Source organism: Lysobacter sp. ESA13C, assembly GCF_019970005.1.
Classification (GTDB): Bacteria; Pseudomonadota; Gammaproteobacteria; order Xanthomonadales; family Xanthomonadaceae; genus Lysobacter; species Lysobacter antibioticus_B.
Window position 1 is genome coordinate 502,762 of sequence record NZ_JAHXYK010000003.1, and the last position, 21,685, is coordinate 524,446.

At 69.2% G+C, this 21,685-nt stretch carries 16 protein-coding genes; 7 read left to right on the forward strand and 9 right to left on the reverse strand.

What is annotated here, in order from left to right; all coding sequences use genetic code 11:
• Positions 1–76: 76 nt before the first annotated feature.
• The 3 genes from LC490_RS08325 to LC490_RS08335 all read left to right on the forward strand — a co-directional run bounded on the left by LC490_RS08325 (position 77) and on the right by LC490_RS08335 (position 11,166).
• A complete protein-coding gene (locus LC490_RS08325) occupies positions 77–3,652 on the forward strand; it encodes a hybrid sensor histidine kinase/response regulator (RefSeq protein ID WP_223619867.1) in 3,576 nt (1,191 codons plus the stop codon).
• Between the two features lie 187 nt (positions 3,653–3,839).
• Positions 3,840–7,367: an ATP-binding protein gene (locus LC490_RS08330; protein ID WP_223619868.1), complete on the forward strand. Its 3,528-nt coding sequence runs from the start codon at positions 3,840–3,842 to the stop codon at positions 7,365–7,367.
• Between the two features lie 112 nt (positions 7,368–7,479).
• Entirely contained in the window at positions 7,480–11,166 is a 3,687-nt protein-coding gene (locus tag LC490_RS08335) for an ATP-binding protein (protein ID WP_223619869.1), read from the forward strand.
• A gap of 101 nt (positions 11,167–11,267) precedes the next feature.
• On the opposite strand, the gene hemE is transcribed toward LC490_RS08335, so the two are convergent.
• The 3 genes from hemE to LC490_RS08350 form a co-directional block, all read right to left on the reverse strand.
• The gene (hemE, locus tag LC490_RS08340; RefSeq protein ID WP_031370977.1) at positions 11,268–12,344 is read right to left on the reverse strand and encodes a uroporphyrinogen decarboxylase; all 1,077 of its coding nucleotides are present in this window, start codon (positions 12,342–12,344) and stop codon (positions 11,268–11,270) included.
• A 264-nt stretch (positions 12,345–12,608) separates the two neighbouring features.
• The gene (locus LC490_RS08345; protein WP_031370976.1) at positions 12,609–12,863 is read right to left on the reverse strand and encodes a WGR domain-containing protein; all 255 of its coding nucleotides are present in this window, start codon (positions 12,861–12,863) and stop codon (positions 12,609–12,611) included.
• 85 nt (positions 12,864–12,948) lie between these two features.
• Positions 12,949–13,923, reverse strand: coding sequence for a helix-turn-helix domain-containing protein (locus LC490_RS08350; protein ID WP_223619870.1), 975 nt, complete (start codon positions 13,921–13,923; stop codon positions 12,949–12,951).
• 118 nt (positions 13,924–14,041) lie between these two features.
• Between LC490_RS08350 and LC490_RS08355 the strand changes: the two genes are divergently transcribed.
• Positions 14,042–14,689 carry a cysteine hydrolase family protein gene (locus tag LC490_RS08355; protein ID WP_223619871.1) on the forward strand — a complete coding sequence of 216 codons (648 nt, stop codon included), beginning with the start codon at positions 14,042–14,044 and terminating at the stop codon, positions 14,687–14,689.
• 114 nt (positions 14,690–14,803) lie between these two features.
• Here the strand turns inward: LC490_RS08355 and LC490_RS08360 are convergent, their stop codons facing one another.
• Complete coding sequence (locus LC490_RS08360) at positions 14,804–15,388, reverse strand: hypothetical protein (RefSeq protein WP_223619872.1); 585 nt, start codon at positions 15,386–15,388, stop codon at positions 14,804–14,806.
• A 195-nt stretch (positions 15,389–15,583) separates the two neighbouring features.
• On the opposite strand from LC490_RS08360, the gene LC490_RS08365 reads away from it, so the two are divergent.
• The gene (locus tag LC490_RS08365; protein WP_031370972.1) at positions 15,584–16,261 is read left to right on the forward strand and encodes a hypothetical protein; all 678 of its coding nucleotides are present in this window, start codon (positions 15,584–15,586) and stop codon (positions 16,259–16,261) included.
• A 263-nt stretch (positions 16,262–16,524) separates the two neighbouring features.
• Here the strand turns inward: LC490_RS08365 and aroB are convergent, their stop codons facing one another.
• Positions 16,525–17,631: a 3-dehydroquinate synthase gene (gene aroB, locus LC490_RS08370; protein WP_223619873.1), complete on the reverse strand. Its 1,107-nt coding sequence runs from the start codon at positions 17,629–17,631 to the stop codon at positions 16,525–16,527.
• Positions 17,628–18,200 (reverse strand): shikimate kinase, encoded by a 573-nt coding sequence (locus LC490_RS08375; RefSeq protein ID WP_223619874.1) that lies wholly within the window; start codon positions 18,198–18,200, stop codon positions 17,628–17,630. Before LC490_RS08375 ends, aroB begins: the two co-directional genes overlap by 4 nt.
• 151 nt (positions 18,201–18,351) lie before the next feature.
• Here LC490_RS08375 and LC490_RS08380 point away from each other — a divergent pair, with 151 nt between their 5' ends.
• The gene (locus tag LC490_RS08380) at positions 18,352–18,555 is read left to right on the forward strand and encodes a dodecin family protein (RefSeq protein ID WP_031370969.1); all 204 of its coding nucleotides are present in this window, start codon (positions 18,352–18,354) and stop codon (positions 18,553–18,555) included.
• Positions 18,556–18,621: 66 nt separating this feature from the next.
• Here the strand turns inward: LC490_RS08380 and LC490_RS08385 are convergent, their stop codons facing one another.
• Positions 18,622–19,389: a kinase gene (locus LC490_RS08385; protein WP_223619875.1), complete on the reverse strand. Its 768-nt coding sequence runs from the start codon at positions 19,387–19,389 to the stop codon at positions 18,622–18,624.
• Positions 19,390–19,547: 158 nt separating this feature from the next.
• Between LC490_RS08385 and pdxH the strand changes: the two genes are divergently transcribed.
• Positions 19,548–20,153: a pyridoxamine 5'-phosphate oxidase gene (pdxH, locus tag LC490_RS08390; protein ID WP_223619876.1), complete on the forward strand. Its 606-nt coding sequence runs from the start codon at positions 19,548–19,550 to the stop codon at positions 20,151–20,153.
• 43 nt (positions 20,154–20,196) lie between these two features.
• Here pdxH and LC490_RS08395 read toward each other — a convergent pair whose 3' ends face one another.
• Together LC490_RS08395 and LC490_RS08400 are read right to left on the reverse strand one after the other, a co-directional pair.
• Complete coding sequence (locus LC490_RS08395) at positions 20,197–20,622, reverse strand: GNAT family N-acetyltransferase (RefSeq protein WP_223619877.1); 426 nt, start codon at positions 20,620–20,622, stop codon at positions 20,197–20,199.
• 64 nt (positions 20,623–20,686) lie between these two features.
• Positions 20,687–21,481 (reverse strand): ABC transporter substrate-binding protein, encoded by a 795-nt coding sequence (locus LC490_RS08400; protein WP_223619878.1) that lies wholly within the window; start codon positions 21,479–21,481, stop codon positions 20,687–20,689.
• Positions 21,482–21,685 lie beyond the last annotated feature (204 nt).

Consider the following 21,685-nt stretch of genomic DNA (forward strand, 5'->3'; position numbering starts at 1 on the left):
ATCGCCGAGCCTAGTGCCCGACGGAACGAACAAGACGGGCGCTGGGACGCCGCGTTCCACCCGGGGAAGGAACCGAATGCTGCGAGCGCTGCTAACCGCCTGTCTGTGCCTGGGCGCCTCTTGGGCGGCCGGGGCGGCCGTGCCCGAAGTGCCGCGCGCGCGCATCATCGGCGTCGCCGACGGGCTGCCGTCGAGCAAGGTCAACGGCATGGCCTTCGACCACGCCGGCTACCTGTGGCTGGCCACGACCGACGGCCTGGCGCGTTACGACGGCATCGCCATGAAGGTCTGGCGGCATACGCCCGGCGACCCGGCTTCGCTGCCCGGCAACGACCTGACCCTGGTTTCGGTCGACGATCGCGACCGCATCTGGGTCGCGGCCGAGGGCCGCGGCCTGAGCATGATGGACAGCAAGCGCGAGGGCTTCGTCCATTACCGCCAGGCCGAGCGCCCCGAGATCGGCAGCGACGACACCTTCGCTGTCGCCAGCCGCAACGGCGAGGTCTGGTTCGGCACCTACGGCGGCGGCCTGCACCGGCTCGACCGCGACGGCCGCATCACCCGATTCGCGCCCAAGCCCGGCGACCTGCGCAGCCTGCCGGCGGAAACGGTGCTGTCGCTGGCCTACGACGGCCGCGGCGATCTGTGGGTCGGCACCTTCAAGGGGCTGGCGCGCTGGACCGGCAGCGATTTCGAACGCGTCGCCGTGCCCGGCGAAGAGCCGGCGCCGTGGATCTTCTCGGTCACCCCGGTCGGCGATCAACTCTGGGTCGGCACCAAGACCGGCCTGTACCGGCGCGAAGGCGACGGCCGCTGGACCGATCCCGACTATTCGGTGATGTTCGGCCATCTCAATGCGGTGCTGACCCTGGCGCCCGACCGCGGCGGCAACTTCTGGCTCGGCACCCAGCGCAGCATCTGGCGGGTTGCGCCGAACGCGGTGCCGGTGCCGGCGACGCTCGGTCCTGCGCGGCCGGCGCGTCCGGTGCAGCAGATCGTCGGCCAGGAAGACGGTTCGTTCTGGTTTCCGTTCGCGGGCACCGGCGTCGGCTATCTCCGTTCGGACTGGCGCCGCATCGCCCAGTACTCGCGCGAGCGCGGCACCTTGTCGAGCGAGCTCTATCCCTCGCTCGCCCCGTCGGCGAGCGGCGGGCTGTGGCTGCTCGGCGCGCGCGGCGAAATCGAACGCCTCGGCGCCGACGGCGTGGTCGAGCCGGTCAGCGACGGGCCGCACGATTCGATCGGCCACAGCGTGCCCAATGCCGCGGTCGAAGATCGCAAGGGCCGGCTGTGGGTCGCGACCAGCCGCAACAGCGTGGTGCGGATCGACCCTTCCGGCGTTTGGCGCGACTGGACCGTGGACACGCCCGAACCGGCGCTCAACGGCGAACCCGAGCGGATGCTGATCGCGCGCGACGGCACGCTGTGGATTTCGTTCCTGACCCAGGGCCTGCAGCAGCGCGACACCGACACCGGCAAGGTCTTGTCGACGATCCTGGTCGGGCCCGAGCAGGGCATCGGCGTCGGCGACCTGGGCTCGATGAAGCTCGCACCCGACGGTGTGCTGTGGGTCGCCTCGGGGCAGGGCATGTTGCGTCACGATGCCGCCGGCAAGCGCATGCAGGCGGAGCAAGGCCTGCCGCGCGAGCGCGTGTTCGGTTTCGTTTTCGACGCTGCCGACAGTCTGTGGCTGCAGACCCTCAAGGGACTCGAGCATTATCGCCGCGACGGCAAGCAGTGGCGCCTGCAAGCGCAGATCGGCGTCGCCGAAGGCATTCCCGCGGTCGAAGCCACCGATCTGTTCCGCGACCGCCTCGGCCGGATCTGGATGCCGACCTCGCGCGGTCTGTTCCGCTGGGACCCCAAGCACCGGCAGCTGCGTCACTTCGGTGTGCAGAACGGCATGAGCAGCCAGGAATTCATCCGCCGCGGTTCGACCATGACCCCCGGCGGCGTGCTCGCCTCGGCGCTGTCGGATGGCAGCGTGGTGTTGGTCGATACCGAACTGGCCGACCCGCCTCCGCGCCAGCCGCGGCTGCAGTGGCATCAGCTCGACGTGCGCCGGCACGGGCGCTGGGTGCCGTTGCCGTTGCAGGGCTCGTCGCTGCCGGCGGGGGCGACGCGCGCGGCGCGCTACGCGACGATTCCGTCGCTGGCGCCGGACGACCGCGAGATGCGCGTGCAATTGCGCTTGCTGTCGTTCGACGATCCGCAGGCCAATCGTTACTACACCCGCCTGGAAGGCTACGACAGCGATTGGGTGTCGGTCGGCAACAGCGGCGAGCGCGTGTTCGCCGGGCTGCCGTCGGGCAGCTACGTGCTGCATGCGCGCGCGGTCGACGCCAACGGCAATGCTGCGGTCGAGCGCACCCTCGAGTTCAACGTGCGCCCGCCGTGGTGGCGCACGCCGCCGGCGCTGGCTGCGTTGGCCGGGCTGGTCGCCTTGCTGGTGTGGTGGATCGCCGCCTCGTACCGGCGCCGCCTGCAACGTCGGCTGTCCTGGCAGGCCGCCGAGCACGAACGCGAAGTCGCCAAGCAGGCCTCGCTGGCGAAGACGCGTTTTCTCGCCACCCTCGGTCACGAGGTGCGCACGCCGATGACCGGCGTGCTCGGCATGAGCGAGTTGCTGCTGGATACGCCCTTGAACGAGCGCCAGCGCGGCTACACCGAATCGATCCTGCGTGCCGGCCAGCATTTGCTGCGCCTGGTCAACGACGCCCTGGACCTGGCCCGGATCGAATCGGGCAAGCTCGAACTCGCCGACGAGTCCTTCGATCTGCGCGCCCTGATCGAACAGGCCGCCGAACTGATGAGGCCGCTCGCGCAGCAGCGCGGGCTCGCCTTCGAAGTGCTGATCGCGCCGAGCGCGCCGCGCGGCCTGCGCGGCGACGCCAGCCGCGTCTGCCAGATTCTGTTGAACCTGCTCGGCAACGCGATCAAGTTCACCGAACAAGGCAAGGTCAGCCTGATCGTCGACGCGCTGGCGCCGCAGGGCGTGCGTTTCGAGGTCGCCGACACCGGCCCGGGCTTGAACGAAGAACAGAAGGCGCGCTTGTTCCGCCGCTTCGAGCAGGCCGACGGTGCGCGCACTGCGGCGCGCTACGGCGGCAGCGGCCTGGGCCTGGCGATTTGCCAGGAGTTGGCGGCGGCGATGGAAGGGCATATCGCCGTGCACAGCGAACCCGGCCAGGGTGCGCATTTCGTCTTCGAGCTGCCGTTGCCGAACGCCGAGCCGCCGGTGGGCACGAAATCGCCCGAGACCGCGACGCGTGGGCCGCAGATCGGTCCGCTGGCCTTGCTTCTCGTCGAAGACGACCCGACCGTGGCCGAAGTCATCGCCGGCCTGCTGCGCGCCCAGGGCCATCGGGTGACGCACGTGGCCAACGGCCTGGCGGCGCTCGCCGAAGTCAGTACGGCGCGTTTCGACCTGGCCTTGCTCGACCTCGACCTGCCCGGCATCACCGGCCTCGACCTCGCCCGCCAGTTGCGTGCGCAGGGGTTCGCGGCCCCCTTGGTGGCGGTGACCGCGCGCGCCGACGCCGATGCCGAGCCGCAGGCGAGCGAGGCCGGCTTCGATCGCTTCCTGCGCAAGCCGGTGACCGGCGCGATGCTCGCCGACACCGTGGCCGCGGTGCAGGCGGCGAAGCATTGATTTCGGCGGCGCCGGCACGGACGCAATCGTGACACGATGCGCAGTTGCGGCCCGCGCATACTGTTCCGGGAGTTTCGATGAACCGGACGGATGTCGCACAATGAGGCGCGCTTGCGCCTGCGGTAAGCCGTTGCGACGATAGCGCTCGACCGCACCGGGGGCTTCGCTCGCGGTCCAGGAGGAACCCGTGCTGGGACGTTGTCTGTGTCTGCTGATGTTGCTGTTCGCCATGCAGGCAGAGGCACGCCTTCCCGAAACGCCGCGTTTCCGCCGTTACGGCCAGGAACAGGGGCTGCCGAAGTCGGTCGTGAGCATGGACCTGGACCGCCAGGGCTATCTGTGGATCGCGACCGAAGACGGCCTGGCGCGCTACGACGGCGTCGAATTCACGGTCTGGCGCCACATCATCGGCCTGTCCGGTTCGCTGCCGGACAATATGATCGAAGACGTCTACGTCGATGGCCGCGACCGCGTCTGGGTCGCCAGCCGCGACGGCCTGAGCTGGCTCGGCAGCGATCGCAAGGAATTCGTCCGCGTCGTCTTCGAAGGCCAGGACGCTTCGTGCAGCGACGATGTCTCCTACATGACCGGCACCCCCGACGGCGCGATCTGGACCGCGACCTACGACGGCGAGATGTGCCGCATCGACGCCGATGGCCGCTTGTCGCGCTACACCCCCGGCGTCGGCGCCGGCGAACGCCTGCCGCCGGGACCGGTGACAGCGTTGCTCAGCGACGATCGCGGCCGCTTGCTGGTCGGCACCATGCATGGCCTGGTGCGCTTCGAGCGCGGCCGCTTCGGCCCGATCGGCCGCGACGAGACCGCCGGCGTGCGCATCGGCGAGCTGTCGCGCGAAACCGACGGTTCGATCTGGGTCGGCAGTCAGCGCGGCCTGTTCCGGTTAGGCACCGACGACCGCATGACCCCGGCGCCGTGGGCGCTCGGCGAACAGACCACCAATGCCATCGTCGTCGGCGATCAGTCCGGCGGACGCTGGATCGGCACCACCGCCGGCCTCTACCGCGTCGACCGCGACGGCGAGGCGCGTTTGTTGCAGGACGATGCCGGCGACGGCATCTGGGATCGCCGCAGCGGCCTGCAGCAGATGCTGCGCGACGGCGAAGGCGGGCTGTGGCTGGTGACCTATTCGCAGGGGCTGGTTTATTTGCCGCCGGACTGGAATCGTTTCGCTTCGATCACCTCGGTCGGCGGGATCCAGATCGACCGCCTCGACGTGCGCGACATCGCGCCCGACGGCGAAGGCGGTTTCTGGATGCTGTCGGCGACCGACTTGTATCGCCTGCGCCGCGATTCACGCGTGCTGGAAGCGGTCGCCGACAACCAACAGCTCGGCCTGAAGTGGATGCATACCCTGTATCTGCGGCCCGACGGCAAGCTGTGGATCGGCCATTCCAGCGGCTTGAGCCTGTTCGACCCGGCTACGCGCCAGGCGCGCAACTGGCCGTTCGGCGCCGGCGAACTCGGCACCACGGTGTGGTTCCTGCACGAACTGCCCGACGGCGGCCTGTGGCTGTGGTTCTCCGACGGCAGCGCGCGCCGCTACAGCGCCGCCGGCGAGCGCCTGCCGTCCGGCGAGATCGAGCGCGTGTTCTCCACCGCCGGTTTCACCACCAGCGCCGCGACCTTCGTGGTCGGCCCCGACGAGCAGCCCTGGTTCGCCGGTACCGCCGGTTTGCGGCGCTGGGACGGCAAGCGCTTCGTCGCCGTGCCCGGCGGCGCGTTCGGCGACGTCCAGGCGATGGCCTTCGCCGGCCCGCATCGGTTGTGGATCGCGCGCAACGGCGCGCTGGAATCGTATCGCTGGGCCGAAGGCCAGCTTGCGTTCGAGCAACGCATCGACAACAGCGCCGGCTATCCCGACACCAGCGTGTCCGGCTTGCTGGTCAGCGACGCCGGCATGGTCTGGGCGACCACCTCGCGCGGTTTGCTGCTGGTCTCGCCGAAGGACAAGCGCCTGCGTCTGTTCGGTCTCGGCGACGGCATTCCCAACGTCGAGTTGAACCGCACCGCGCCGCAGCGCGGCGCCAAGGGCATCGCCGCGACCCTGTCGCTCGACGGCCTGGTGCTGTTCGACCTCAATACGCCGTTCCCGCGTTCGCGGCCGCCGCGGCTGTCGCTGGAAAGCCTGAGTGTGCGCCGCGAAGAGGACGAGTGGTCGTTGCCGGTCCAGCGCGACACCGTGCAACTGGAATCCGACGATCGCGATTTCCGCGTGGTCGCGCGGCTGATGTCCTTCCTCGATCCGCGTTCGCACACCTACCGCTTCAAGCTCGGCGGCTATGACCCGGACTGGATCGAACAGCGCGCCAACGGCGAGCGCGTGTTCTCGCGTCTGGAGCCGGGCGAATACCGATTGCAGGTGAAGGCCGCCGGCGCCGACGGTATCTGGTCCGATCCGGTTGCCTTCACCCTGCACGTCAAGCCGCCGTGGTGGCGCGCGACTTGGGCCCAGGTAGGTTTCGTATTGATCGCCTTGCTGCTGCTCGGGATCGGCGCGCTGGTGTACCGGCGCCGCCTCGGCCGCCGCAGCGACTGGCAACTGGCCGTGCACAAACGCGAACTCGCCGAACAGGCGTCGTTGGCGAAGACCCGGTTCCTCGCCACTCTGGGACACGAGGTGCGCACGCCGATGACCGGCGTGCTCGGCATGAGCGAGTTGCTGCTGGACACGCCGCTCGATCCGCGCCAACGCAGTTACACCGAGGCGATCCGCCGCGCCGGCGAGCACTTGCTGCGGCTGGTCAACGACGCCCTTGACCTGGCCCGGATCGAATCGGGCAAGCTCGAACTCGAAGACCGGCCGTTCGACCTGCGCGGGCTGGTCGACGAAGTCACCGGGCTGATGCAGCCGCTCGCGCGTCAGCGCGGGCTGGCCTTCGATGTCGTCATCACTTCGAGCGCCCCGCAGGGCCTGCGAGGCGATCCGAGCCGTGTCTGCCAGATCCTGTTGAACCTGCTTGGCAACGCGATCAAGTTCACCGAACACGGCAAGGTCAGCCTGATCGTCGACGCGCTGGCGCCGCAGGGCGTGCGTTTCGAAGTCGTCGACACCGGCCCGGGCTTGAACGAAGAACAGAAGACGCGGCTGTTCCGCCGCTTCGAACAGGCCGAAGGCGCGCGCACCGCCGCGCGTTACGGCGGCAGCGGTCTGGGCCTGGCGATCTGCCAGGAGCTGGCCGCGGCGATGGAAGGGCATATCGCGGTGCAGAGCGAACCCGGACAGGGCGCGCGCTTCATCTTCGACGTGCCGCTGCTGCCGGTGGCGCCGCCGCCGCCGAGCACCGATTCGGAGGCCGCGCCGACGGTGACGCGCCGTTCGCAACCGCGCGCGATCCTGCTCGTCGAAGACGACGCCACCGTGGCCGAAGTCATCGCCGGCCTGCTGCGCGCGCAAGGCCATCGCGTGACCCATGTCGCCAACGGGCTGGCCGCCCTGGCCGAAGTGGCGACGGGGCATTTCGATCTGGCCTTGCTCGATCTCGACCTGCCCGGGCTCAACGGCCTGGACCTGGCGCGGCAGTTGCGCACGCAGGGTTTCGAGCGGCCGCTGATCGCGGTGACCGCACGCACCGATCCGGATGCCGAGCCGCAGACGCGCGAGGCCGGCATCGACCGCTTCCTGCGCAAACCGGTGACCGGCGCGATGCTGGCCGAGGCGGTCGCCGCGGCGATGGGGCACGCGCCGCCCGAGTAAACGCCGCGGCCGCGGGCGGATGGGCGACGGAGTTGACTGCGGCCGCGCTTGCGCGAGAACACACACATTGCGACGATCCCGGATCGCCGCGCGTTGTGGCGAGGGAGTTCGGATGCGGCGCACTATTCGATGGCTGTTCGCGCTGACCGTGGCGGCGCTGTCCTGCGTGGCGTTGTCGCCCGGCCTGATCTCGACCGCCATGGCCGGCCTGCCCGAGACGCCGCGTCCGCGCCAGCTCACGGTGGCCGACGGCCTGCCGTCCAACACCGTCAACCGTATCGCCGAAGATCGCCAAGGCTATCTGTGGCTGGCCACCAGCGAAGGCCTCGCCCGTTACGACGGCAGCGGCTACCGGGTCTGGCGGCGCGAGCAAGGCCTGCGCGACAACTTCCTGTGGGCAGTGCACGTCGATGCGCGCAACCGGGTCTGGATCGGCACCAGCCAGTCCGGCCTGGCCATGCTCGACGCCGACCGCAAGCAGTTCCGCTACTACGACCGCGCCAATACGCCGGCGCTGGGCGACAACAACATCTGGTCGATCGCCTCCACGCCCGACGGCGCGCTGTGGTTCGGCACTGCCCACGGCGGCCTGCACCGGATGGCGGCCGACGGCGGCATCACCCGTTACGTGGCCCGCGAAGGCGATCCGCGCAGCCTGCCCAGCGACGGCATCGCCAATCTCAGCGTCGCCCCCGACGGCACGCTGTGGGTGAGTACGCTGGCCGGCGCGGCGCGTTGGACCGGGCGCGATTTCGAGCGCGTACCCGACAAGGCGCTGACCTCGGTCATCGTTAACACCATCACCTTCGAGAGCGACGGCACCGCCTGGTTCGGCACGCCGCACGGCGTCGGCGTGCGCCGTCCGAACGGCCGTTACGAAGCGCAACCGTGGGCGCGTTTCGCCCCCGGCAAGACCATCATCGACGTGCTGCGCCGCGATCGCAGCGGCCAGTACTGGTTCGATCTGCCCGAAGGCCTGGGCATCGGCAACGCCGAAGGGGTCGCGGTCGTGCCCTTGTTCAGCAGCACCAGCCAGGGCTTGGTGCGGCCGAACTGGTCGGGTGCCTACGAGGATCGCGAGGGCGGCCTGTGGTTCGCCAGCAACGGCCACGGCCTGTGGTATCTGCCGCCGAACTGGCGCCAGTTCTCGGTGCTGACGCGGCGCATCGACGACCCCGCGACCCTCGGCAACGCCAGCGTGCGCGGCATCGCCCCGGCGCAGGGCGGCGACATGTGGCTGGTCGGCAGCGGCGGCGTGCTCGACCGCCTCGATCCGGAGACCGGGCATGTCGTGCATGTCGCCAAAGGATTCAGCGGCAACCTCGGCCTGGACCGGGTGCTGCAGGATCGCGCCGGCCAGGTCTGGGTGACTTATTACGGCGGCCTGGCGCGCATCGATCCGGCCACCGGCGCGTACCGGAACTGGAGCCTGGACAGCGTCCGCGATCCGACGATCGGCGGCACCACCGCCGAGTTGGTGGAAAGCCAAGGTCTGATCTGGCTGCTCGGCAGCGACGGCGATCTGCAGGCGCGCGATCTCGACGGTCGCGTGCGCGAGTCGTTCGCCTTTGGCGAGCGCGGGCTGCCGAAGGACGCGGTCCTCGAACAAAGTGGTAACGGCCCCGATGGCGCTTTGTGGGTTTCCAGTTCGCAGGGATTGTGGCGCTGGGACGCCGCCGCGCGCCGCTTCGAAGCGGTGTCGGGTTCGCCGAGGCAGCCGGTGCATGCCTTCGCCTTCGAAGGGCGCACGCGGGTGTGGGCGGCCGGTTTCGGCACGCTGGAGGCCTATCGCTGGGACGGCGTGCGCCTGCAACGCGAGTCGAGTCTTGGCGCTCGCGCCGGTCTGCCGTTGACCGAAGCGCGCGGCCTGATCGTCGATAGCGCCGGCTTGGTCTGGATGACCACCACGCGCGGCCTGGTGCGGGTCGACCCGCAACAGCGTTCGGTACGCGTGTACGGGGTCAAGGACGGTTTGCCGAGCCAGGAATTTCTGGAACGGCCGCGGGCGCGTCCGAGCGACGGCCGCATCCTGGTCGGCAGCCCGGAAGGCCTGATCCTGTTCGATCCGGCGGTGGTGCGGCCGATCGACCGCGCACCGCCGCTGATCATCGAGACCATCGAAGTGCGGCGGCGCAACGAGCGCATCGCGTTTCCGGTGGCGAATGCGGCGGCCGCGGTCGCTGCTGTCGAGCGCGCACCGATCGCGTTCGAAGGGATTTGGTCCGATGGCGTTCCTCCCGTAGCGACGGTCGACGGCATCCATCCGATTACGATCGCCGACGGCATCGCGCCCATTACGATCGCCGACGGCGATCGCGACCTGCGCATCGTGGCGCGGCTGTTGTCGTTCAACAATGCACAAACCAACCGTTACCGGTTCCGGCTCAGCAACTACGATCCCGGTTGGGTCGATGTAGGCGCCAGCGGCGAACGCAGCTTCTCGCAACTCGCGCCCGGCGACTACCGCCTGGAAGTGAAGGCCAAGAGTGCCGACAACGTGTGGACGCCGGTGCAGGTCATCGCTTTCCATGTCGATTCGCCGTGGTGGTGGAGCCCCTGGGCGATCACCGGCTTCATCGCCCTGGTGCTGTCGCTGCTCGGCCTGCTCTGGTTCGCCTACCGGCGGCGTGCGCGCCGCCGCCTGGCCTGGCAACGCGCCGAACACGAACGCGAAGTCGCCAAGCAGGCTTCGCTCGCCAAGACTCGCTTCCTCGCCACCCTCGGCCATGAAGTGCGCACGCCGATGACCGGCGTGCTCGGCATGAGCGAACTCCTGCTCGACACCCCGCTCGACGACCGCCAGCGCAGCTACACCCTGGCGGTGCGTCGCGCCGGCGAGCACTTGCTGCGCCTGGTCAACGACGCGTTGGACCTGGCGCGGATCGAATCGGGCAAGCTCGAACTCGCCGACGAAGCCTTCGACCTGCGTGCGCTGGTCGAGGAAGCCAGCAATCTGATGGCGCCGCTGGCGCGCCAACGCCGCCTCGCGTTCGAGATCGACATCTCATCGGGCGCGCCGGCGGGTTTGCGCGGCGACGTCAGCCGGGTCTGTCAGATCCTGCTCAACCTGCTCGGCAACGCGATCAAGTTCACCGACGAAGGCAAGGTCAGTCTGCGCGTGGAAGCGTTGCAGCCGCAGGGCGTGCGCTTCGAGATCGCCGACACCGGCCCCGGCCTCAACGAAGAACAGAAGAACCGATTGTTCCGCCGCTTCGAACAAGGCGACGGCGCCCGCACCGCGGCGCGCTACGGCGGCAGCGGCCTGGGGTTGGCGATCTGCCAGGAACTGGCGGCGGCGATGGACGGCCACATCACCGTCTACAGCGAACCGGGGCAGGGCGCGCGTTTCGTCTTCGACCTGCCGTTGCAGAACGTCGCGCCGCCGCTGCGCAGGCACGACGAATCCGCGTCGATCGCCTATGCCGCGCCGCTGTCGCTGTTGCTCGTCGAAGACGATGCGACCGTCGCCGAAGTCATCGCCGGCCTGTTGCGCGCGCAGGGGCATCGCGTCGCCCATGTCGGCAACGGTCTGGCGGCGTTGACGGAAGTGGCGACCGGGCATTTCGACCTGGCCTTGCTCGATCTCGACCTGCCCGGCATCAACGGCCTCGATCTGGCCCGCCAGCTGCGCTCGCAGGGTTTCGCGCAGCCCTTGATCGCGGTGACCGCACGCGCCGATGCCGACGCCGAACCGCAGGCCACTGCGGCCGGTTTCGATCGTTTCCTGCGCAAGCCGGTGACCGGCACCCTGCTGCGCGAAGCCATGGACGCGGTGCTGTCGCGCAAGACGGGCGGCTGAGTTCAGCCTGGACGACTGCGCTTAGCCCCTCTCCCGTTCACGGGAGAGAGGTTGGGGTGAGGGCACCAGGTCGGCGCGAACCCTCACCGATCGAACGAGCCTCAGCGCGCGCTCAGCTCGTGCACCGCCGCTACCATCGCCGCGACGTGCTCGGGCTGCATGTCCGGCGACATGCCGTGGCCGAGATTGAAGACGTGGCCCTCGCGCGAGCCGCCGTTGCCGTCGCGGTAATCGTCGAGCGCGCGGCCGACTTCGCCGCGGATCGTTTCCGGCGTGGCGTACAAGGTGACCGGATCCAGGTTGCCCTGGATCGCGACCTGGCCGCCGATGCGGCGCGCGGTGTCGCCCAGGCCGATGGTCCAGTCCACACCCACCGCTTCCGCGCCGCTGGCGGCGAGGTCTTCGATATACGGATCGTTGCCCTTGCCGAACAGGATCAGCGGCGCGCGTTCGTCGCCTTCGCCGCGCGGCAGTTCGGCGGCGATGCGTTGCAGATAGCGCAACGAGAACTCGCGGTACATCGACGGCGACAACACGCCGCCCCAGGTGTCGAACACTTGCAGCGCCTGCGCGCCGCTGGCGTGCTGGGCCTTGAGGTACTCGATCACCGCGTCGGTGACCACGCTCAGCAGACGGTGCATCGCCGCCGGATCGTTGAGGGCGAGCGACTTCACCTTCGAGTAGTTGTCGCTGCCGCCGCCTTCGACCATGTAGCAGGCCAGCGTCCACGGGCTGCCGGAGAAACCGATCAACGGTACCGAGCCGTTCAATTCGCGGCGGATCGTGCCGACCGCATCCATCACGTAGCGCAGTTCCTTGCCCATGTCGGGCACGGCAAGGCGGTCGATGTCGGCGGTGGAGCGGATCGGGCGCTCGAACTTCGGGCCTTCGCCGTCGGCGAAATACAGGCCCAGGCCCATCGCATCGGGCACGGTCAGGATGTCGGAGAACAGGATCGCCGCATCGAGCGGAAACCGGCGCAGCGGCTGCAGGGTGACCTCGCAGGCCAGCTCCGGGTTCTTGGCCAGGTTGAGGAAGCTGCCGGCCTGGGCGCGGGTGGCGCGGTATTCCGGCAGATAGCGGCCGGCCTGGCGCATCAGCCAGACCGGCGTGCGGTCGACGGGTTGGCGACGCAATGCGCGCAGGAAGCGGTCGTTGACGGGAGAGGGATTGGACATGAGAGAACCGTGGCGAAGTACGCCGTCAATGGGAGGGAAAGATGGAATGCGGCGAGCCGGCGGGGCTGCGCGGGAGATTAGGGGCGTGGAGGGACGGCCGCGGCTGCCTGGAGCAAATCCCCCTCAATCCCCCTTTTGCAAAGGGGGAAGAGATCAAGGGAGGGAGTTTGATCTCGTCGCAACCACACGCCGTTCCCCCCTTGGTAAAAGGGGGGCAGGGGGGATTTGCTGTTCCCGCCCGATCGGACCGAACCACGGAAAGCCTCATCGCGGCGCTTCGGCGCCCTGCGAGAACATCAGGTGGAAGCCGCGCTTGAGCTGTTGGTCGCGGGCCTGTTCCAGCGCCGCCAGGGCGCTGTCGTGGTCCATGAACTGCTCGCGCCGGACCGTGCTGCGGCCGCCGATCTGGCCGGTTTCGCGCACCAGCGTCCAGCCGCCGAGCAAGTCGGGCTGCAGCATCAGCTGTACGAAGCGGGGGGCTTCGCGGCCTTCCGGCCGTTGTTGGAGAAGGAGGCGCACCCGGCGATTGTAGCGGTTGCGGGGCCCGCGCCGAGCGGGCCGGTTGTCGCGGTCCGCACGCCGGAGCGTTGCGTCGGCGGTACTTTCAGGCGCCGCGGAAACCGCGTCGGTAGGCCGAGGGCGAGGTGCCGAGCTGGGCGGCGAAGTGTTGGCGCAGAGAGGCCGGGGTGCCGAAGCCGGTCTCGGCGGCGATCGTGTCCAGGCTGGCATCGCTGGTTTCCAGCAGGCGTTGCGCGCGCGCCAGGCGTTGGCCGGTCAGCCATTGCCCGACCGTGGTGCCGGTGCTGTCGCGGAAGCGGCGGGTGAAGGTGCGCCGGCTCATCAGCGCGCGTTCGGCCAGGGCGTCCAGGCTGTGCGGCCGGTCCAGGTGGGCCAGCACCCAGGCCAGCACCGCGGCCAGCCGGTCGTCCTGAGCGGAGGCCGGCAAGGGTTGTTCGATGTACTGGGCCTGCCCGCCCTGGCGGTGCGGCGCGACCACCAGGCGGCGGGCGACGCGGTTGGCGATCTCGGCGCCGTGCATGCCGCGCAGCAAGTGCAGGCAGCAATCCAGCGCCGCGGCGGTGCCGGCCGAGGTGGTGATGCGTTCGTCGTCGACATAGAGCACATCGCGTTGCAGAGCGACCTGCGGATAGCGCGCGGCGAAGTGCTCGCTCCAATGCCAGTGCGTGGTCGCGCGGCGACCGTCGAGCAGGCCGGCTTCGGCCAACACGTAGGCGCCCAGGCACAGGCCGACGATGCGCGCGCCGCGCGCGTGGGCGCCGCGCAAGGCTTTGAGCAGAGGTTCCGGCGGGCGTTCGTCGGCGTCCCGCCAGGACGGCACGATGATCGTGTCGGCGCTGCGCAACGCCTGCAGGCCGTAGCGCGTCTCGATGCTGAAACCGGCGCGGGTGCGCAGGCGGCCGGGCTCGGCGGCGCAGACGCGCAGGTCGAACTGCGGCAGGTCTAGGTCGCGGTCGCCTTCGCGGTTGTCGAACACCAGGCAGGGCACCGACAGGTGGAAGGGGCTGATGCGGTCGAAGGCGACCACGGCCAGGCGGCGGGATGCAGCGGATTCGTTCATGGCCTGATTCTACATGGCCCGATCCTATCGAATATTGTCATTCGGGCCAGTATCGGCCGGATCGGCAAAGACGAACAATGAGCCCACTTCGCAGCCACCCCTTCCCCGGAGACCACTCATGAACGCTTCGTCCAACAGCCGCAAACGCGCCCTGGTCGTCATCGATGTCCAGAACGACTATTTCGCCGACGGCCTGCCGATCGAATACCCGCCGGTCGCCAAGACCCTGCCCAACATCGGCCGCGCCATGGACGCCGCGCGCGCCGCCGGGGCGCCGGTAGTGGTGGTGCAGAACACCGCGCCGGCCGGCTCGCCGGTGTTCGACAAGGGCACCCCGGGCTGGGAACTCAACGACGTCGTCGCCAGCCGCCCGCGCGATCACTACATCGAGAAGAACTTTCCGAGCGTGTTCACCGGCACCGACTTCAAACAGTGGATCGAGCGCAACGGCATCGATACCCTCAGCGTGATCGGCTACATGACCCACAACTGCGACGCGTCCACGGTGTTCGAGGCCGCGCATCTGAACTTGAACGTGGAGTTCCTGCACGACGCCAGCGGTTCGCTGTCGTACGAGAACAGCGCCGGCTATGCCAGCGCCGAGGAGATCCACCGCGTGTTCAGCGTGGTGTTCCAAAGCCGCTTCGCCGCGGTGCTGAGCACCGACGAATGGATCGATGCGCTGCACACCGGCGCGGTGCCCTACCTCGACAACCCGCATGCCTCGAACCAGCGCGCACGGGCACGCAACAAAGCCGCCGCCTGAGGACCGCTGCCGCCGCCCGGACCCGGCCCGGGTTCGAGCCGGTCTGGCGATGTGCGGCCTTGCAATGCGAAGCCCCGCCCAGGCGGGGCTTCGTCTGTCGGTGGCTCGGCGACTTCAGAACGACGGCGGGTTCTTGAGTTGGACCTGCTGCACCCAGGTGCCGAAACCGGTGTCCAGATGCACGATCTCGCCGAGCAACTGCGCGCCGAGCGCCTCGGCCTTGATGAAGACCGAGCCGTTGTTGTACTCGTTGATTTCGTACTCCGGCCGGCCGCGCACGATGGTGCGCGAGGCGTTCACGTACTGCAGGCCGGTCACGACGATGTTCCACTGATTGCCGTTGGCGTTCAGGGTGGCGAAGGCCGAGCTGTCGTAGACGCCGCCGTTGGTGTAGTTCAGCACCGCATGCTTGATCGCGTCGGTGAGCGCGCTCCAGTTCACGTTGAATATCACCGTGCTGGTGCGCGCGTTCGGGTAGTTGCCGAAGCGCTCGTAGGCGGCCTGCGCGGCGATCTCGGGTAGGTCGGTGGGCTCGAAATGCTTGTCGAGGAATTCGAACTGGTTGGCCATGGACGGCTCCTTGGTGGTGACGGCGGGTTGTGCGGAAGTGGGCTGGCCGGCGCCCGCCGCATCCGTCGCGGGCGAGGGCCGGGTCAGGGCGTTGTGCAGAAGCAGCAGTTCGAGGGGGTTCAAGGCCATGCGGTGCCGATCCTCAGCGCGGGCGGTGCACATCTGGAAACGTGAGGGCGGGGGTGTTGTGAAGCGCGGCGGCGCGCCGCGACGGGGTTCACAGGGGCGGCGCGGCTGCGTTAGTTCGGGCAGTGGATGCAGGCGGGCCGTTCGTTGCGAGCGCACCGCTTTCGATCTCGTCCCGACCGCCAGGAGCCCGCCCCGATGCCCGTATTGACCGCCGCACAACTGCAAGGACTCGCCAGCAACAACCTCGGTGCCGGCACCGAGCTCGATCCCGATTGGCCCGATCCTTATCCCGATGCGCCGTGCTGGGGCTATGCATTGTTCGGCGGCCCGGGCGGGCATGCCGCCAACACGCCGCCGACGATCTTCGACCAGGCGTGGTCGTTCGATGCCGAGGCCGAAGACTTCGTGCTCAATCCGGGGTTCGTCGACTGGGTCCACGACAGCTTCGGCAACGCCGCGGCCGATGCGCAAGCGCAGATTCTCGCGGCGAACGCCGCCACCGCCGGCAACGATGCCGCGCCCGGCAGCGCCGCCGCGAAACAGGCCTGCACGCGTGCGCTCGCGCGCCTGTGCATGATCCTCAGCGGCCTGACCTTATCGGGCAACGGCGGAGCCGCGCCGACACAGTATTCCATCGTCATGGCCTCGGACGGTTGGCGGACTTGGGAGCATTGGGCTTTGGGCTTGGCGAACAACGTCGGCGCGCCGGATAACCCGGCGGTCCAATACACTCAACGCGATGCCGGCGTGAACCCGGTCAATACGCGTTGCGGGATCGTCTGGGGGAATCATCCGATCCTCACCACGCTCTACGTCGCCGAGCTGCTGCCCGGGCATATCGAGTATCTGCAACACGCCGTCGGTTGGCCCTGAGCCAAGCGCTGGATGCGGGGCGTTGGACGCAGATGAGGGGAACTTTCCCGCTGTCGTTCCCGCGAGGGCATTGGAAGATCGCCCGCGAAACTTAGCTGCCGTCGTTCCCGCGAAGGCGGGCTCCGCTTCGCTTCGGCGGAGCCGAATACCCAGGGTTTCGCCGAGGCAAGACGCTGAAAGTCCGCTTTTGCCGGACGACGATTTGTTCTCAAGGCTGAAGAAGGCGGGTGCGGCCGCTATCGAGCCGCACCCGCGTGGTGCGATCAACCGGCGGCGAGCACCGACAGCACCGCGTCGTCGAGCACGCCCGCGACGATCCGCGCCGCGCCAGCCTTGTCCCACAGGATGAAACGCAGGCCGGCGGCGTCGGCCTTCTTGTCCAGGCGCATGCGTTCCAGCAAGGCTTGCGGCGCCAGGCCGTCGGGAATCGAGGTCGGCAGGTCCAGCCGCTCCAGCAAATGCTTCAGGCGATCGACGTCGGCCGGACTCGCGCGTCCGAGCGCCGCCGACAAACGCGCCGCCAACACCATGCCGACCGCGACCGCTTCGCCGTGGTTGAGGCCATCGCCGCGGGTGCCGGCATAGCCTTGTTCGGTTTCGATCGCGTGGCCGAAGGTGTGGCCGAAATTGAGCATGGCGCGGTCGCCGTGTTCGTACAGATCGCGTGCGACCACGTCGGCCTTGTAGCGGCAACTGCGCGCGACCGCTTCGGCCAGGGCCTCGTCGTCGCGGGCCAGCAAGGCCTCCGCGTGCGCCTCCAGCCAATCCAGAAAACTGGCGTCGAAGATCGCGCCGTACTTCACCACTTCGGCCAGGCCGGCGCGCAGTTCGCGATCGGGCAGGCTGCGCAAGGCGGTGGTGTCGGCGATCACCGCGCGCGGCGGATGGAAGGCGCCGACCAGGTTCTTGCCGCTGGGCAGGTCGACCGCGGTCTTGCCGCCGACCGAGGAGTCGACCATCGCCAACAAGGTGGTCGGCACCTGTACGCAGTCGATGCCGCGCATCCAGCAGGCCGCGGCGAAGCCGGCCAGGTCGCCGACCACGCCGCCGCCGAGCGCGATCACGCTGGCGTCGCGGGTGGCGCCGAGCGCGGCGAGTGCGGCCAGGCATTCGCCGAACCGCGCCAGGGTCTTTTCGTGTTCGCCGGGTGGGATCACGAAATGCGCCACGCTCAGGCCCGGCCTGGCCGCATGCAGGGCGGCCTCGACGCGGGCGAGGTAGAGCGGGGCGACGTTTTCGTCGCTGACGATCAGCGCGTGGCGTCCGCGCACGGTGCGCGCCAGGCGTGCGCCGTCGTCGAGCAGGCCGGCGCCGATCTCGATGCTGTAGGTGGTCCCGCCCGATACTTCGACCCTGCGTATCGCGCTCATGCGTTGACTCCGGAATAAGGATGGGGCGGCGACGAGGCGTGCGGGCGTCGCCAGAGCCGATCGAGTTGCTCGGCGAGCTGGGTCGCGGCCTCGGCCGAGGTCAGCGCGCCGGTGTCGAAGCGCAGGTCGGCGACTTGCGCATACAGCGGCGCGCGTTGCTCGGCCAGCGTGCGCAGCACCTGCTCGCGGTTGCTGCCGGCGAGCAGGGGGCGGCTGCGGTCCTGGGCCAGGCGTTCGAGCTGTTGCTCGACGGTGACCAGCAACTGCACCACGAAACCGCGTTCGCGCAGCAAGCGCCGATTGTCGGCGGCGAGCACGGCGCCGCCGCCGGTGGCGAGCAGCAGGCCGTCGCCTGCGAGCAGCTCGGCCAGCACCGCGCTTTCGCGGGCGCGGAAACCGGCTTCGCCTTCGTGTTCGAAGATCGCCGCCACGCTGCTGCCGGTGCGTTGCTCGATCTCGCGGTCGGCATCGGCCAGGCGCAGGCCGAAATGCTCGGCGAGGCGTTTGCCGATGCAGGTCTTGCCGGCGCCCATGGGGCCGACCAGGATCAGGTTGCTGGCGGGGTTCATGCCCCGATTGTAGGGCACGCAGTAGGGCGCCCGTGCGACGGTGCTTGCGTCGTCTTAACAGGCACCGGCCTAGGCTCGGATCTCCGTCGCCGCGCAGGCGGCGGGCGGTCCTCCGGGACGTCCCATTCGCAGCACCCATCAGGAGAAAGACATGGCGGTCGCCAAAGTCATCGAACTCAATACCTCGTCCACCATCGGCATCGAGGACGCGGTCAAGACCGGCCTGGCCAAATGTGCCGAGTCGGTCAAGAACATCCAGGGCGCCTGGGTCAACGACGTCAAGGTGGTCACCGACGGTTCCGGCAACATCACCGAATGGCGAGTCAACCTGAAAGTGACGTTCGTCGTGAAGTAAGCGCGACCGCTGCGACCGATCGGGAGTGACGAAGCCGGCATTGCCGTCGCTTCGTCACTCGCCGCGTCACTGCGGGTTCGCGGCTGAGAGAACCCGTCGCGAGGCATCCAGGCGCAGGCTCGCGTCGGCGATCTGCGGCAGCCGCGCCAGCGCCTGGCGGCTGACCCGTTCGAACAGGCTTACGAAGCGCTCCACCTGCGCCCGCGTCATCGCCTGGCGGCGAGGGCGCCGCGCCTGCATCGCGGATTCCTGTTGCCAGCGCCAATCGGCGACGACCTCGAAACCCGGCGGCTGCAGGAACAGCAAGCGATCCAGCCGCGACCACAGCGCCGGATAGTCGCGGCCCAAGGCGGCGTTGCAGTGGCCGCGCCAGTGGCCGTCGCCGTCCTCATCGCGTTCGAGCGCATTGATCGGTGCGACCAGTTCGGCCGCAGTCTGCATCGGCGTCTTCAGGAACCAGCCTTCGAACAGGGTCAGGTCGACGGCTTCGGCCTGTGCCCAACGCGACGGCACGACCCGCGTATCGCGCAACTTGTCGAAGCGCGGCCAGCGCACCGCGGCGCCGGCGCGCAAGCGGTCGAGCACATCGCAGGCCAGATCGACGTCGTGGGTGCCCGGCGGCCCGCGCGTGGCCAGCAGTGGATGGACCTCGCGGCCCAGGCGCAGGCGTTCGCGCCGGCCGAGATAGAAGTCGTCGATCGACAACACCGCCACGCGCAACCCCCGCGAGCGCGCGAGCGCCGCCACCTGCGCCGCCAGCGTCGATTTGCCGCTGCCCTGCAGGCCGCAGATGGCGTAGATGCGGGCGTTCGCGGCAAGCGCGTCGTCGAGCACGTGGGCGACGCAGGCCGGTTCAAAGCCGGCCGGTGCGAAGCCAGCCGGTTCGAAGCCAGCCGGTTCAAAGCCGGCCGCTGCGGCCCGCTCGTGGCCTGGCGCTTTACCGGATAGGGCTGACGGATGCAGGCGCGTCGACATCGGCTCACAATAGCGCAATGACCACGACCCCCGACCTGCTCAACGAAGCCCTCGCCACCTTCGACACGCTGTTCGAAGAAGCCTTCATCGCCGGCGAGCCCGACCCGACCGCGATGACCGTCGCCACCGCCTCGCTCGATGCGCGGCCGTCGGCGCGCACGGTGCTGCTGAAGGCCCATGACGCGCGCGGTTTCGTCTTCTATACCCATCTGGACGGGCGCAAGGGCCGCGAATTGCAGGCCAACCCGCATGCGGCGCTGTTGTTCCATTGGCCGCGCGTGCGCCACGGCGTGCAGGTGCGCATCGAGGGTTCGGTGGAAGTGGTCGGCGAGGCCGAGGCCGATGCTTATTTCGCCACCCGCGCGCGCGGCAGCCAGCTCGGCGCCTGGGCCTCGAAGCAGTCCGAAACCCTGGCCGACCGCGAGACCTTCGAGCAACGTCTGGCCCAGACCGAACTGCAGTTCGAGGGCCGCGACGTGCCGCGTCCGCCGCGTTGGACCGGCCTGCGCGTGCGCGCCGAGAAGATCGAGTTCTGGTACGGCGCCGACTTCCGCCTGCACGAGCGTTGGTCCTACGAATGCGACCGCGCCGGCGACTGGAACAAGCGGATGCTGTATCCGTGACGCTTGCCGCTGCAGTGCGCGCGGCAGGCTCGCGCCGCGCGCATCAGTGCTCGCGCTTGTACCAGAAGGTGTCCTGCATCCGCGCCATGCCGGCGCGTTCGTAGAAACCGACCGCATCCGGCACCGAGGCCAGGACCACGCTGACGCTCGGCCCGACTTGACGGCGGACTTCGTCGAGCAGGCCTTTGCCGATGCCGAGCCCCTGCGCCGAAGCCGACACCGCCAGTTCCGACAGATAACAGCACCAGGAAAAATCGGTGACGCAGCGGGCCACGCCGACCAGAGTGGCATCGGCCCGGTCCAGGCGCGCGGTGACGATCAGGTTCGCGGCCGACAGCATCGCCTGCAGGCGCGGCTCGTCGGCGACCGGACGGATGGTGCCGAGGCCGGAACGTTCGAGCACCTGCCGGAACTCGGCGACCTCGATCGTCGGTTCGCGGGCATAGACGATGCGGATGGGCTTGGCCATGGCCGGCACCTTCGCACCGCCCGCGCCGCGGTGCAAACGCGCGTTCGGCGCGCGCTCAGCGGTGTCAGCGCTGTTTGGCCGACCAGGCCTGGATGATGCCGCTCAGGGCGTCCAAGCCCGCGGTCAGCGCGGCCGGGCCGGGCTGCAGGATGATCGGCGACTTGATCTCGTGCAGTTCGCCGTCGCGCACCGCGGGGATCGCGTCCCAGCCCTCGCGCGCGGCCACCTGTTCGGGGCGGAATTTCTTGCCACACCAACTGCCAAGGATCAGGTCCGGCGCGCGCCGCACCACTTCGAGCGGATCGGCCAGGATCCGGTCGCGCGCCAGCGGCATCGCCGCGCGTTCGGGAAAGACGTCGTCGCCGCCGGCGATGCCGACTAGCTCCGAGACCCAGCGGATGCCGGTGATCGGCGGCGTGTCCCACTCCTCGAAGTACACCCGCGGCCGGCGCGGCATCGCCGCGGCGCGCGCCTGCGCCTCGGCGATGCGCCGCTCGTAGTCGGCGGCGAGGGCATCGGCGCGGTCGCCGGCGCCGACCAGGGCGCCGAGGCGGCGGATGTAGTCGAGGATCCCGGCGACGCTGCGGTGATTGCTGATCCAGACTTCGATGCCGTGCTTGATCAGCTCGCTGGCGATCTCGGCCTGGATGTCGGAGAAGCCGACCACGAAGTCGGGCTGCAGCTTGAGGATCTCGCCGATCTTGGCGCTGGTGAAGGCGCTGACCTTGGGTTTTTCCTTGCGCGCGATCGCCGGCCGCACGGTGAACCCGCTGATGCCGACGATGCGGTGTTGTTCGCCGAGCAGGTACAGGGTTTCGGTGGGCTCTTCGGTGAGGCAGACGATGCGTTGCGGGCCCATGGGGTTCCGATGCTGACGACGAAGCGGGGATTGTCGGCCAAGCCGGCGATCCGCGGCGAGGGGCCCATGGCCGGCGGCAGGGCGACTCGGCGCAGATTTGGGTGCAGCGCAGCAATCGCAGGCCCCTCCAGGCGCGATAAACGGCGGATTCTAACGGCGGGATCACAGTTCGTAGCCGTATGGTGCGGCGCGGCGTGTGTTGAC